Raw genomic sequence first — 12,548 nt, 5'->3', positions numbered from 1 at the left:
GGGCCGGATGCCGTGGCATCCGGCCCCTTTCTCGTCGCGGCGACCGGGCAGAATGGACAGGATTGCCAGGAGGGGAGAGTGCATGATCGTCGGAATCGGCGTCGACCTGGTCGACGTGCCCCGTTTCGAGGAGCAGCTGGCGCGGACCCCGCGGCTGCTGCCCCGCCTCTTCGCGCCCGCGGAGCGTGTCCTCAAACCACGGTCGCTTGCCGCCCGGTACGCCGCAAAGGAGGCGCTGATCAAGGCCCTCGGTGGCTCGGACGGCGTGTACTGGACCGACATCGAGGTCGCGTCCGAGCCTTCGGGTCGCCCCGTCTTCGCCCTGAGCGGTGAGACCGCCGACACGATCGCGGCCCGCGGAATCACGGTGCTGCACCTGTCGATGTCGCACGACGCGGGGCTCGCCACCGCGTACGTGATCGCCGAAGCCGCAACGCAGACCCCTCCAGGAGACACCGCATGAGAATGGCACCGGGAGTGCTCCGCGAAGCCCTCATCGACGTGGACGCGATCGCGGAGAACGTCCGACACCTCCGACGCCTCACCGGGGTCGATGTCATCGCGGTCGTCAAAGCCGAGGGGTATGGACACGGGGCGCACCGCGCGGCGGCAGCCGCCCTGCGCGGGGGAGCGACGCGGATCGGCGTGTCCGACATCGACGAGGCTCTCGCTCTGCGCCGGTCCGGGATCCACGCGCCGTTGTTCGCGTGGCTGCACGCGCCGGGGGCGTCCTTCGTCGAGGCGGTGCGCCACGACATCGAGCTCGGGATCTCCGACATCGACCAGCTGCTGCGTGCGGCCGAGTCGGCTCAGGGCGACCGCCCCGCGGCGGTGCACCTCAAGATCGAGACGGGCCTCTCGCGTAACGGCGTCGCGCCCGCCGACTGGCGAACCGTTTTCGCCGAGGCTGCGCGCCTCGAGCGCATCGGACGGCTGCGCGTGGTCGGGCTGTTCTCGCACCTGTCGAACACGAGCGAGGCGGACGATCTCGCCGCGCTCGCTCGCTTCGAGGAGGGCGTCGTTCTCGCGGCATCCGCGGGTCTGCATCCGCCGCTCCGGCACATCGCCGCGACGCACGCCGCCATCGCGCTCCCGCAGACGCGTCTGAACGCCGTGCGCATCGGCATCGGCATCTACGGCATCTCGCCGTTCCACGACCGCACATCGGCGGATCTGGGCCTGCGCCCGGCCATGACCCTGCGCGGAGCGGTGTCGGCCGTTCGCCGCGTTCCGGCGGGGACAGGGGTGTCGTACGGCTACGCCTACCGCACGGAGCGCGACACGACCCTCGCGCTCGTGCCCCTCGGCTACGCGGACGGTGTGCCCCGACAGGCTTCGGACCGAGGTCCCGTCGTGATCGGAGGGCGCCGCTTCACGGTCGCCGGACGCATCGCGATGGACCAGTTCGTCGTCGACGTCGGCGATCATCCCGTCGCGGTCGGCGACGAGGTCGTGCTGTTCGGCGACCCGACGCTGGGCGTCCCGGCGGCTCGCGACTGGGCCGACGCCGCCGACACGATCGACTACGAGATCGTCACACGGATCGGTGCCCGCGTGCCTCGTCGGGAGGTCGGCGCATGAGCGTGCCCGAGGAGCTGCTCGGCGAGCGCCGCATCGACGGCCCGGGCGAGATGGAGGAGCTCGGGCGCGCTCTCGGACGCGCGCTGGAGCCGGGCGATGTCGTCGTACTGACGGGCCCGCTCGGCGCCGGGAAGACGACCCTGACCCGCGGGATCGGCGAGGGGCTGGGCATCCGCGGTCCCGTCCAGAGCCCGACCTTCGTGATCGCGCGCACGCACCCCTCGCTGGTCGGGGGGACGCCGCTCGTGCACGTCGACGCGTACCGCCTGGGAGCCGCGGTCGAGCTCGACGACCTCGACATCGACGTCGCGGGCTCTGCGGTGATCGTGGAGTGGGGGCGCGGCGTCGCCGAGCACCTCGCCGACTCGTGGTGGGAGATCGAGATCGACCGCGAGGTGGGCGGGCGCGGCGTCGACAACGCCTGCGGTGAGATCGCGCCGCACACGCTCGACTTCGACGCGGATGCCCCTCGGACGGTGACGATCTCTCGTCGCCCGTGATGCGGCGGCGCGAGGGTTGTCGCGAAACAGCGACACCGCCGCGATACGCCTGCGACATCGGGTGAATACGGTGGATGCCATGAGTCGATCCCCCCGCTCCTTCTCGGCCCGTCGGGCGCTCGGCGTCTCCGCCGCTCTCGCCCTGCTCGGCCTCGTCGGGTGCAGCGCGGAGCCGGCGGCATCCGTCTCCGCCTCCTCTCCGTCGGCCGCGGTCGCCACGCCCACGCGCGAGCCGGACGTCGCCCGGGTCGCCGGGTACGACGTGGGCGAGTTCCCTCCGGTGCCGCTGTTCACCCTCCCCGACCTGGCGTTGCTGGACGACTCGGCCTCGGCCTTCACGATCGAGGCATCGTCGTCACTGGTCTCGATGCCGGGCGTGACAGTCGGTTCCGCGCCATGCGACGCCGGGCAGAGCGTGAGCGCCGGAGCCGGTACGGCGGTGCTGTACGGCGACGGCTCGGGTAGCTATACCGGGCCCGACGGCACCGTCCGCAACTTCGGTGACGGGTCGGGGTCGACGACGATCGGCGGCGTCGAGATCCAGAACTTCGGCGACGGCTCGGGGTCGTACACCTCGGGTGACGTGGCGATCGAGAACTTCGGGGACGGCTCGGGCACGTACCGCGATGCGGCCCGAGAGGTGCGGATCTTCGGCGACGGCTCGGGGAACAGCACCCGCGGCGACGGGAGCATCCAGAACTTCGGCGACGGATCGGGGACCTACCGCGCCGGAGCGGTCGAGATCCAGAACTTCGGTGACGGGTCCGGGTCGTACCGCGACGGCACCATCGAGATCCAGAACTTCGGCGACGGCACCGGTCGGGTCGACGGCAGGCCGGTGGCGGTGGCACCTCTTCCTCCCGTGCCGCGGCTCGGGGTCTTCCCACCGCTCGCGGCTCTCGCCCCCGTGGCGAGTTGCGGCACCACCCTGACCCTCTCGGACGCGGTGCTGTTCGACTTCGACTCCGCGGAGATCCGGCCGGATGCGACCGGCGTGCTCGACGCCCTCGCGTCGCTGCTGACGCGGGCCGAGGTGCCCGCAGCCACGGTCTCCGGGCACACGGATGCCATCGGCACCGACGCCGAGAACCGGGTGCTGTCCGAGCGTCGGGCGCAGGCCGTCGTCGAGGCGCTCCGTCAGCGGGGGACGCCCACCAGCTGGACGGCGGAAGGGTACGGAGAATCCCGCCCCGTCGCCGCCAATGAGATCGACGGGGCCGACAACCCCGCGGGTCGCCAACTCAACCGCCGGGTCGAGATCCTCGTCCCCACCTTCGGAGGCTGACATGCACAGAATCACCGCATCCGCTCTGGCCCTGGGCCTCTCCCTGACCGCTCTCACCGGCTGCGCCGTGAGCATCACGGACAAGGATGCCGCCGGCCCCGTCGCCTCGCCCACCGACGCCTCGACTCTCGAAATGGCCACGGACGATCCGCGGCCCGAGGTGATCGCGCCGCCCGCCTCCGACGCGCCCGAGGCCCCGTCGAACCTCCGCACCCGCGACGAGGCGATCTCTCTCGCGGACACCACCGTCGCCTGCACCCCCGGTCTCGTCATCGCCGACGACGGCAAGGTCGTCCGGGTCGAGGGAGCGTGCGACGACGTGACCGTGTCGGGCTTCGCGACGGTGGTCGTGCTCGACGACGTCTCGACGCTCACCGTGAGTGGCGACGGCATCGTCGTGTACGCCCAGCAGGTGGGCGATCTCGTCGTCAGCGGCGACGTGAACACGGTCCTCTGGCGGGGGAGCGCCCCGCGCCTCGACGACACGGGGGTCGCCACGACCTCCGTCCGGGACACCCGATGAGCGCGCCGGTCCCCGCGTGGGCTCCGGCCCCACCGCGGACGAACGGTCTCGCGATCGCCGCCCTCGTCCTGGGCCTGTGCGGATTCGGCATCCTGCCGGTGATCTTCGGGCACATCGCGCTCGGACAGATCCGTCGCACCGGCGACCGTGGCGCGACGCTCGCGATCGCAGGGCTCGTGTTGGGCTACATCGCGCTCGCCGCGACCATCATCGGGGTGGGGCTTCTGATCGCTGTCGCGGTCGGCATCCCGGTCTTCGCCACGTGGGTGTCGTCGTGAGCGATGAGCGCCCCGGCATCCTGCTCGTCGACGACGACGAGACGATCCGCGCCGGCCTCGGCGCCTTCCTCGAACGCAGCGGCTATCGCATCGTGGTCGCCGCGGACGGGCAGGAGGCGCTCGATGTGCTGCCTACCGGAGATATCGCGCTCGCCGTGTGCGACGTCATCATGCCGCGGGTCGACGGGCGCGAGTTCGTGCGGCGCGTGCGTGCCGAGGGGCGGTGGCTGCCGATTATCCTGCTGACGCAGGTGGGGGAGTCGTACGAGCGCAGCGCCGCTCTCGACGAGGGCGCGGACGACTACCTCAACAAGCCCTTCGATCCGCAGGAGCTGCTCTCGCGCGTCCGGGCGGTGCTGCGGCGCAGCGTGCCGGGGGAGCGCCCGTTGAGCGCGGCACCGCGACTGAGGGCGGGAGCCCTCGAGCTCGACCGTTCCGCGCGGCGCGTCTGGCGCGACGGCGCCGAGGTGACCCTGACGCCCAAGGCCGTGATGCTGCTGGACTACCTCATGGCGCACCCCGGGGAGGTGCACACGCGCGATCGGCTCTTGACGGCGCTGTGGGGCTTCGATTTCGTCACCTCGACCCGCGCGATCGATCACCGCATCGCGGAGCTACGGCGCGTGCTCGGGGACGACCCCGGTGCGCCCCGCTACATCGAGACCGTGCAGAGCGCGGGATACCGCTTCGTGCACCCGGTCGGTGCCGCGTGAGCCGGCGGACGGCGGCGCTCGCGATTGCGCTGCCCGTGTCTCTCGCGGCGATCGCGGCGCTGGTGCTGTTCGTCGCCGGGGAGCGCAGAGCGCTGACGGTGAGCACAGCCCTGCCCCTCGTCGTGGTGTACGTCGGGGTGGCCCTGACGGTCGTCGCCGCGGTGATCGTGGCGCTCACGGCGCGGCGCGGCCGGGCGAGAGCGGCGCGCGACCTTGCGCGGGACAAGGGCTATCGCGCCGGACGCGATGACGAGCGGGACGCTCACCGCCGCTTCCTCGCGCGGCTGGATCACGAGCTGAAGAATCCGATCACGGCGATCCGGGCGACTCTGGCGGGAGTCGATCCCGCCACGGCTCCCGCCCACGTCGAGGTGATCGATGCGCAGGCGCGGAGACTCGCCGCGCTCGTGGGAGACCTCCGCAAACTGTCCGAGATCGAGACGAGGCCGCTCGAGACGGAGCCGGTCGACCTCGAGGCGCTCGCTCGCGACGCGGTGCACGCGATCGAACAGCAGCGCCCCGAGGCGCGCGGACGCATCAGCGTCATCGCCGAGCGGGTGCCGTGGCCGGTTCCCGTGTTGCCGGGAGACCCGGACCTGCTCGCCCTGGCGCTCGACAACGTCCTCGCCAACGCGGTGAAGTTCTCGGCATCCGGCCCGATCGAGGTCCGCCTGCGCGAGGACGGGGGTTGGGCCGTCATCGAGGTCGCCGACACGGGACGCGGGGTTCCGGCCGACGCCCAGGCCGTCGTGTTCGACGACCTCGCTCGCGCGGCGAACGCCCGTGATGTGCCCGGTTCGGGCATCGGCCTCTCGCTCGTGCGGACCATCCTCCACCGTCACGGCGGGGACGTCGAGCTCCGCTCGCGCGAGGGCGCGGGGACCGTCGTCACGCTGCGGTTGCCGACCGCCTGACCGGCGCCGGCACGCGGTCGGCGACCCAGACCTCGCGGAGCGCCATCAGCGTGAGGACCGGCTGCTCGACGTGTGCGAAATGACCGCTGTCGTCGAGGACGACCTCGTCGAGATCGCGGATCAGCCGCCGCCATCGCTGACCATCGCGCGCCGCGACGAACACGTCGTGGCGCCCTCTCACCACGCGGACCGGGCACGCGACACGTCTCCAGACGGCGTCGTCGTGAGTGCGCGCCCCGCGAGCGGCGGCGAGGAACGAGGCGGGGCGGATGTCGGACGCGAGGGCGTCGCTCACCGCACGGTTGACGCGCGTGGGATGCCGGAACAGCGGCCGCGCCAGCACGCGCAGCAGGCCCGTTCGCGCCAGCAGGGAGAGCAGCGGTCGCGACAGGGGCCCGAGGCCGCGGAGCACGCGCATCGCCAGGATCATGCCGCTGAGCCCGGGCAGAGTCAGGATGCCGCGGACCGGGTGCCGTGCCACGATCCGCGCCCCCCGTCCGCTCGGCGAGACCACGCCGACGGCGACCGTCGCCGCGGGGAAGCGCGCGGCGACATCCAGCGCGACCACCGCCCCGAGTGAGTGCCCGACCACGCGCCAGCGCGGATACCCGAGTGCGCGCGCGACCGCCGCGACCGCCACGGCGAGGTCTCCCGCGTCGGGAACGGGTCCGGCCGATTCGCCCCACCCGGGCAGGTCGATCGCCACGACGTCCGACAGGGGGCGCCGCATCGCGTCCGACGCCGCGATCAGCGGAATCCACGTCCGCCACGATCCGGCTGCGCCGTGCAGCAGCACGGTGGCGACCGGACTCCCCGACGATCGGCCCGCGTGGACGACGATCGGTCCCACCGCGGTGGGAACGACGAGCCGTCGCAGGCCGAGCTCGGTGGCATCCATGATCCTTGTTCGGAACGAGGAGCCCGATCGGATGCCACGACCTGCGGCGGATACCCTGGAACGGTGATCCTCGGCATCGACACCTCGCTCGGCACCGCCGTCGCGGCGATCACGCGCGACGGTGAAGTGCTCGCGGACGAACAGAGCGCGAATCCCCTCGGTCACGCGGAGGTCATCGGTGATCTGTTGCGGCGCGCGACGTCCGCGGCCCCGGCCCCGACGCACGTGGCGATCGGGATGGGACCGGGCCCCTTCACGGGACTGCGGGTCGGGATCGCGACCGCGCGGGTGTACGCGCTGGGACGCGGTGTCCCGGTCGTGCCCGTGCCCAGCCACGACGGCATCGCGCTGGGGATCCTGCTCGCCGACGCGCTGATCGACGTCGAGACGCCGCGCTTCGCGGTCGTGACCGACGCACGCCGACGGGAGTTCGCCTACAGCGTCTACGACGGCATCGACGACGACGGCCTTCCCGTCCGCGTCTCGGATGCCGCGCTCAGCCCGCGCGACGACCTCGATGCCCGCCTGGCCGAGCTCGGTGCGGCCCGCGTCGACGCGACGAGCGTGTCGGCCGCGATGATCGCCCTCGCCGCAGCCCGAGCCCTCGACGCCGGGCGCACCCTCGCGGGTCCCGAACCGCTCTACCTTCGCAGCCCCGACGTCGTCGCCGCGCACGCCCCGAAGCGGGTGAGCGGATGACGACGCGCGCGGCCACCCTCGACGACCTCGACGCGATCATGGCGCTCGAGCACGCGTCGTTCCCGACCGACGCCTGGAGCGCGGCGATGATGCGCGAGGAGCTCGCCTCACCTCACGGCTGGTACGTCGTCGTCGAAGAAGCGGGCCGCGTGATCGGCTACGCGGGTCTGCGCGCGGTGCGGGGGGCTCGGGATGCCGACGTCCAGACCATCACGATCTCCGAGGCCGCGCGCGGTCGCGGACGCGGGCGAGCGCTGCTCGAGGCCCTGCTCGAGGAGGCCGGGCGTCGGGGAGCGCACGACGTGTTCCTCGAGGTCCGCGCCGACAACCCCGTCGCGCAGACGTTGTACGCGTCCGAGGGGTTCGTCGAGGTGGGGCGTCGCCCGCGGTACTACCAGCCCGACGACGTCGACGCGATCGTGATGCAGCTCGACCTGCGCGGCTGGGCGGCGCGGCGCGCCGAGACCTCTGCCCGGCCCGAGGTCCCTGCCCGGCCCGAGGTCCCTGTCCGGCCCGAGGTCCCTGTCCGGCCCGAGGTCCCTGCCCGGCCCGAGGTCCCTGCCCGCCCCGAGGTCCCTGCCCGCCCCGAGGTCCCTGCCCGCCCCGAGGTCCCTGAGCCTGTCGAAGGGACCGGTACCCCCACCGCTCCGACCGGAAAGGGCTGGTGCTGATGGACGCCCCCCTCGTACTCGGCATCGAGACCAGCTGCGACGAGACCGGCATCGGGATCGTCCGCGGACGACAGCTCCTGAGCAACACGATCGCGTCGAGCATGGACGAGCACGCCCGCTACGGCGGTGTCGTGCCCGAAGTGGCGGCACGCGCGCACCTCGAGGCGCTGCAGCCCTCGATCGACGCGGCGCTCGCCGAAGCCGGAGTGACGCTCGCCGACCTCGACGCCGTCGCCGTCACGAGCGGCCCGGGTCTCGCGGGCGCCCTGATGGTCGGCGTCGGCGCGGCGAAGGGGCTCGCCGTCGCCCTCGACAAGCCGCTGTACGCCGTGAACCATCTCGTCGGTCACATCGCCGCGGACATCCTCGACGCCGACGGCGGGGAGCTGGAGTACCCCACGGTCGCGCTCCTCGTCAGCGGGGGACACACCTCGCTGCTTCTGGTCCGCGACCTCACGAGCGATGTCGAGCTTCTCGGCGAGACCATGGACGACGCCGCCGGCGAGGCCTTCGACAAGGTCGCGCGCCTGCTGAAGCTGCCCTACCCCGGCGGTCCCGAGATCGATCGCGCTGCGGCTTCCGGCGATCCGACCGCCATCCGCTTCCCGCGCGGGCTCTCGCGCGGCTCCGACATGGCATCCCACCGCTACGACTTCTCGTTCTCGGGCCTCAAGACCGCCGTCGCCCGGTGGGTCGAGCAGCACGAGGCGGCGGGCGAGCCCGTCCCGGTCGCCGATGTCGCGGCGTCGTTCCGCGAAGCCGTGGTCGACGTGCTCGTCACCAAGGCCCTCGACGCCTGCGAGCGCTACGGCGTGCCGCGTCTGCTCCTCGGCGGCGGTGTGATCGCCAACAAGCGCCTGCGCGACGTCGCCCTCGAACGGGCCGCCGCCGCGGGCGTGGCCGTCCGCATTCCGCCGCTGCGGCTCTGCACCGACAACGGCGCGATGATCGCGGCGCTCGCGGCCGAGCTCATCGCCTCGGGTCGTCGTCCGTCGGCCCTCGCGTTCGGCGCCGACTCCACGCTCCCCGTCACCGAGATCCAGGTGGCGGAGGATCCGGATGCCGAGCCCCCGGCATCCGGATCCGGAGCGCCCGCGTGAGCGAGGCGTCGCCGCCGACCCGGCGCGCGCGCAAGGCGGTCGCGGACGAGACCACTCCTTCCATTCCGGTCGAGCCGGATGCGGCCGTCGATTCGGGCGCGGAGGAGGGCCGCCTCGCCACGGCGCAACTCGAGATGGCGGCCTTCGGCGACCACGTGATCCCCTACGTGCCCCCGGCCCCGAGGCCGCCGCCCTCGCTCGCGCCGTGGGCCCTGCTGCTCGCGATCGCGTCGTTGGCGTCGTCGTTCTTCTGGGGGTGGCTGCTCCCGCTCAGCGCGGTGGCCGCGATCGTCGCGACGATGTCGTTGCGTCGCGCCCACGATGGTCGACGCGCGGCGACATGGGCGCTGGTGCTGTCACTGCTGTCCGCCGTCTTCAGCGCCGGGTGGCTGGTCTGGGGCTTCTCGCAGCTCGCCGCGTGACGGGCTCAGACGCGATCGGCCAAGAGGGCCAGCCGCTTCGAGCCGATGCGCGTGAGGATGAGCGTCGCCGCCTCGTCGCCGCGCAGGGACAGCTTCTTGCGCAGCACCGCGGGATCGACGTCGATGCCCCGCTTCTTGATCTCGAGCGTCCCGATGCCGCGCGCACGCAGCGCCTGCCCGAGTTTCTTCGGGTCCGCCGGGAGCTGCTCGCGCACCCGGAACGATGACACGAAGGGACTCGTGAGCGGCGCGTCCGAGGTCAGGTAGGCAATGCCGGGAGCGAGCATCCCCGCGTCGAGCGCGCGAGCGACCTCGCCGATGAGCCGCGCGCGGATGACCGCTCCGTCCGGCTCGTGCACGAACGCCCCGAGCTCGCGCGGCTCGACGTCGGGGGAGTCGGCCGGAGCCGTGAGCTCCCACGCATCGTCTCCGCGCACGACCAGCGCCGCGCGGCGCACGTTCTCGCGCGCGAGCGCTCCCGACCAGAGGACGAGCTCGATGGTCGAGCCGTCCGCGCTGATCCACTGTGCCTCGAGGTCGTCGGGGATCTGCGCCCGGTCGAACCCGGGTCCGAGCTTGACCCCGCCGGACCGTTCCTTCACCAGCGCGAAAACCCAATCGAGTGAAGGGGACCACTCGGCCGACGACACCTGTCGCGTCTCGGAATGCCCGGCGGTCCGTCGCGCGGGATCGAGCCACACGGCATCCGTTCCCTCGAGGTCGACGTCCTCGGCGCGCGCGTGCGCGACGGTCACGGCGTCGTCGAAGGGGGCGAGGTTGTACGCGGCGATCGCGGCCGTCACCTCATCGGCGTCGACGGCCCGGACCCGGATGCCGAGACCCGCCATCCCGAGAGCGTCCCCGCCGATGCCGCATCCCAGATCGGCGACGCGGGTGATCCCCGCGGCACGGAACCGACCGGCGTGGCGCGCGGCGATCGACAGGCGCGTGGCCTGTTCGAGGCCCGCCCGGGTGAACAGCATCCGCTCGGCGAAGGGTCCGAACTTCGTCGTCGCGCGCGCCCTCAGCCGCGCCTGACCGACGACCGCCGACACGAGGTCGGGGGAGTGGCCGGCGGCACGCAGTCGCGACACCGCCCGCGCCGCGTCGTCGGTGGACTCCATCCGGCCCACCTCGTCGAGCAGGCGCAGGCCTTCGGGCGTGAGGAGGGCGGTCAGCTCGCGGGTATCCACCGATTCAGCCTAGGTGCGCGATTGTGTTGGCACTCGCGTTGCGTGAGTGCCAGCGCTTCTCTACACTCGGATTAGCACTCTCCCCGCGTGAGTGCTGACAAGTCTTCTGTAACGAGAAAGAAGAGGTAGACCGTGTCGGTTTCCATCAAGCCGCTCGAGGACCGCATCGTCATCAAGCAGGTCGAGGCTGAGCAGACCACCGCGAGTGGTCTCGTCATCCCCGACACCGCCAAGGAGAAGCCGCAGGAGGGCGAAGTCGTCGCCGTCGGCCCCGGCCGCATCGACGACAACGGCAACCGCGTCCCCCTCGACGTCGCCGTCGGCGACCGCGTGCTCTACAGCAAGTACGGCGGCACCGAGGTCAAGTTCGGCGCTGAGGAGTACCTCGTGCTCTCGGCTCGCGACGTGCTGGCGGTCGTCGTCCGCTGATCCCGAGCGAGATCGTCTGAAGGTCCCGGATGCCACGGCATCCGGGACCTTCGTCGTTTCCGAGCACCGTCACACGATGGCGCTCGGCGCTTTTCGCGTCACTGATCTGCGATGCGCCGTCGGGGTATGGCCTGTCGACCCGCTGCATCGGGGAGACGTGCGCAAGCTTCAGGCGGACGGATCGGCCGAGAACGAGGCGAGGCGCTCCACGAGCTCGTGCAGCGTGGCGTCGTCGACGACGAGGCCGAGCCGCACATGCCCGCGTCCGCGCGGACCGAAGCCGTCGCCGGGGGCCACCGCGACGCGGGCCTCTTCCCGCAGGCGGCGGGCGAACGCGACGGCGTCGGTGCGCGCGGGAAGGCGCACCCACACGAAGAACGTCCCCCGCGGCTCGATGACGTCCCACCCGATCGCGCGCAGACCCGCGACGACGAGGTCGCGCCGACGACGATAGACCTCGACCAGGTCGGCGGCGGCCGACTGATCGCCGCGCAGCGCCGCGGCCGCGGCCTCCTGCGTCGCGCCGAACATCGTACTGAAGGCGTGGGCCTGGTAGCGGCGCATGGCCGCGATGATCGTGGCATTGCCGGCGGCGAAACCGACCCGCCATCCCGCCATGCTGTAGGTCTTCGACAGCGTCTGCACCTCGACGGTGCGCCCGTCGGCGCCGTCGACTTCCAGCGCCGAGAGCGGCCGCGCCTCGAAGCCCAGCGACGAGTACGCGAAGTCGTGCACGAAGGCGGCTCCCACGCGGTCGGCGAAGGCGATCGCCGCCTCGAATGTCGCCGGGGTCGCCACCGCCCCGGTCGGGTTGTTCGGGTAGTTCAGCAGCAGCACGCGCGCACGGTCGAGGTGCGCGAGCGCCGCGAAGTCGGGCTGATGATCCGGCCCGACGAGCGGGAGCGTCGCCGCCCGTGCCTGAGCGAGGTCCACCGCCGACGTGTACATCGGATAGCCCGGGTCGGGAAGCACGACCGTCGACCCGGGATCGGCGAGTCCGAGCACCGCAGCCATGAGCGCCTCGTGCGAACCGTGGAAGACCGCCACCTGGGAGTCGGGGTCGAGATCGAGCCCGTGGTCCTCCCGGTACCGCTGCACCACGCCCTCCCGCAGCGACGGGCGCGCTGCGTACGACGGGTAGCGGTGGTTGACGGGATCGGCGACGAACCGTTGCATCGCCTCGACGATGCGCTCGGGCGTCGGCAAATCGGGGTTGCCCTTGGACACGTCGATGAACCGCGGCCCCGGGAGAGCCGCGATCCGGGCGTTCTCGGCATCCATCGCCCCCCAGAAGTTCGGAGGGAGGGCGTCGACCCGGGCTGCGGGTTCGAAGTCGACCACC

At 72.3% G+C, this 12,548-nt stretch carries 16 protein-coding genes; 13 read left to right on the top strand and 3 right to left on the bottom strand.

What is annotated here, in order from left to right; genetic code table 11:
- Positions 1-82: 82 nt before the first annotated feature.
- The 8 genes from QE388_RS02400 to QE388_RS02365 all read left to right on the top strand — a co-directional run bounded on the left by QE388_RS02400 (position 83) and on the right by QE388_RS02365 (position 5,794).
- Complete coding sequence (locus QE388_RS02400; RefSeq protein WP_275796167.1) at positions 83-463, top strand: holo-ACP synthase; 381 nt, start codon at positions 83-85, stop codon at positions 461-463.
- Positions 460-1,581, top strand: a complete 1,122-nt coding sequence (gene alr, locus QE388_RS02395) for an alanine racemase (RefSeq protein WP_275796165.1) — start codon at positions 460-462, stop codon at positions 1,579-1,581. The genes QE388_RS02400 and alr overlap by 4 nt, the downstream gene beginning before the upstream one ends.
- Positions 1,578-2,081, top strand: coding sequence for a tRNA (adenosine(37)-N6)-threonylcarbamoyltransferase complex ATPase subunit type 1 TsaE (gene tsaE / locus QE388_RS02390; RefSeq protein WP_307382683.1), 504 nt, complete (start codon positions 1,578-1,580; stop codon positions 2,079-2,081). Before alr ends, tsaE begins: the two co-directional genes overlap by 4 nt.
- A 79-nt stretch (positions 2,082-2,160) precedes the next feature.
- Entirely contained in the window at positions 2,161-3,366 is a 1,206-nt protein-coding gene (locus QE388_RS02385; protein WP_307382682.1) for an OmpA family protein, read from the top strand.
- Position 3,367: 1 nt separating this feature from the next.
- On the top strand, positions 3,368-3,889 hold the full coding sequence (locus QE388_RS02380) for a DUF3060 domain-containing protein (RefSeq protein ID WP_307382680.1): 522 nt from the start codon (positions 3,368-3,370) through the stop codon (positions 3,887-3,889).
- The gene (locus tag QE388_RS02375; protein WP_307382679.1) at positions 3,886-4,167 is read left to right on the top strand and encodes a DUF4190 domain-containing protein; all 282 of its coding nucleotides are present in this window, start codon (positions 3,886-3,888) and stop codon (positions 4,165-4,167) included. The genes QE388_RS02380 and QE388_RS02375 overlap by 4 nt, the downstream gene beginning before the upstream one ends.
- A complete protein-coding gene (locus QE388_RS02370) occupies positions 4,164-4,880 on the top strand; it encodes a response regulator transcription factor (RefSeq protein WP_307382678.1) in 717 nt (238 codons plus the stop codon). The genes QE388_RS02375 and QE388_RS02370 overlap by 4 nt, the downstream gene beginning before the upstream one ends.
- Positions 4,877-5,794, top strand: a complete 918-nt coding sequence (locus QE388_RS02365; protein WP_307382676.1) for a sensor histidine kinase KdpD — start codon at positions 4,877-4,879, stop codon at positions 5,792-5,794. The genes QE388_RS02370 and QE388_RS02365 overlap by 4 nt, the downstream gene beginning before the upstream one ends.
- Here QE388_RS02365 and QE388_RS02360 read toward each other — a convergent pair.
- Positions 5,769-6,692 carry an alpha/beta fold hydrolase gene (locus QE388_RS02360; RefSeq protein ID WP_307382675.1) on the bottom strand — a complete coding sequence of 308 codons (924 nt, stop codon included), beginning with the start codon at positions 6,690-6,692 and terminating at the stop codon, positions 5,769-5,771. The genes QE388_RS02365 and QE388_RS02360 overlap by 26 nt on opposite strands.
- Before the next feature lie 63 nt (positions 6,693-6,755).
- Between QE388_RS02360 and tsaB the strand changes: the two genes are divergently transcribed.
- Genes tsaB through QE388_RS02340 form a run of 4 tightly spaced genes read left to right on the top strand, consistent with a single transcriptional unit; the run spans position 6,756 to position 9,584 of the window.
- Positions 6,756-7,391, top strand: a complete 636-nt coding sequence (gene tsaB, locus QE388_RS02355) for a tRNA (adenosine(37)-N6)-threonylcarbamoyltransferase complex dimerization subunit type 1 TsaB (RefSeq protein ID WP_307382673.1) — start codon at positions 6,756-6,758, stop codon at positions 7,389-7,391.
- On the top strand, positions 7,388-8,062 hold the full coding sequence (gene rimI / locus QE388_RS02350; RefSeq protein ID WP_307382671.1) for a ribosomal protein S18-alanine N-acetyltransferase: 675 nt from the start codon (positions 7,388-7,390) through the stop codon (positions 8,060-8,062). The genes tsaB and rimI overlap by 4 nt, the downstream gene beginning before the upstream one ends.
- Positions 8,062-9,162, top strand: coding sequence for a tRNA (adenosine(37)-N6)-threonylcarbamoyltransferase complex transferase subunit TsaD (gene tsaD, locus QE388_RS02345; RefSeq protein ID WP_307382670.1), 1,101 nt, complete (start codon positions 8,062-8,064; stop codon positions 9,160-9,162). The genes rimI and tsaD overlap by 1 nt, the downstream gene beginning before the upstream one ends.
- On the top strand, positions 9,159-9,584 hold the full coding sequence (locus QE388_RS02340) for a hypothetical protein (protein ID WP_307382668.1): 426 nt from the start codon (positions 9,159-9,161) through the stop codon (positions 9,582-9,584). Before tsaD ends, QE388_RS02340 begins: the two co-directional genes overlap by 4 nt.
- A 5-nt stretch (positions 9,585-9,589) precedes the next feature.
- Here the strand turns inward: QE388_RS02340 and QE388_RS02335 are convergent, their stop codons facing one another.
- A complete protein-coding gene (locus tag QE388_RS02335) occupies positions 9,590-10,777 on the bottom strand; it encodes a class I SAM-dependent methyltransferase (RefSeq protein ID WP_307382667.1) in 1,188 nt (395 codons plus the stop codon).
- 132 nt (positions 10,778-10,909) lie between these two features.
- On the opposite strand from QE388_RS02335, the gene groES reads away from it, so the two are divergent.
- Entirely contained in the window at positions 10,910-11,206 is a 297-nt protein-coding gene (gene groES, locus QE388_RS02330) for a co-chaperone GroES (protein WP_013583903.1), read from the top strand.
- A gap of 168 nt (positions 11,207-11,374) precedes the next feature.
- On the opposite strand, the gene QE388_RS02325 is transcribed toward groES, so the two are convergent.
- Entirely contained in the window at positions 11,375-12,547 is a 1,173-nt protein-coding gene (locus tag QE388_RS02325; RefSeq protein ID WP_307382665.1) for an aminotransferase class I/II-fold pyridoxal phosphate-dependent enzyme, read from the bottom strand.
- Position 12,548: the final 1 nt, after the last annotated feature.

The sequence above is a fragment of the Microbacterium sp. SORGH_AS_0969 genome, from assembly GCF_030818255.1.
GTDB lineage: Bacteria > Actinomycetota > Actinomycetes > Actinomycetales > Microbacteriaceae > Microbacterium.
This window is presented reverse-complemented; position numbering and strand designations above follow the sequence as displayed.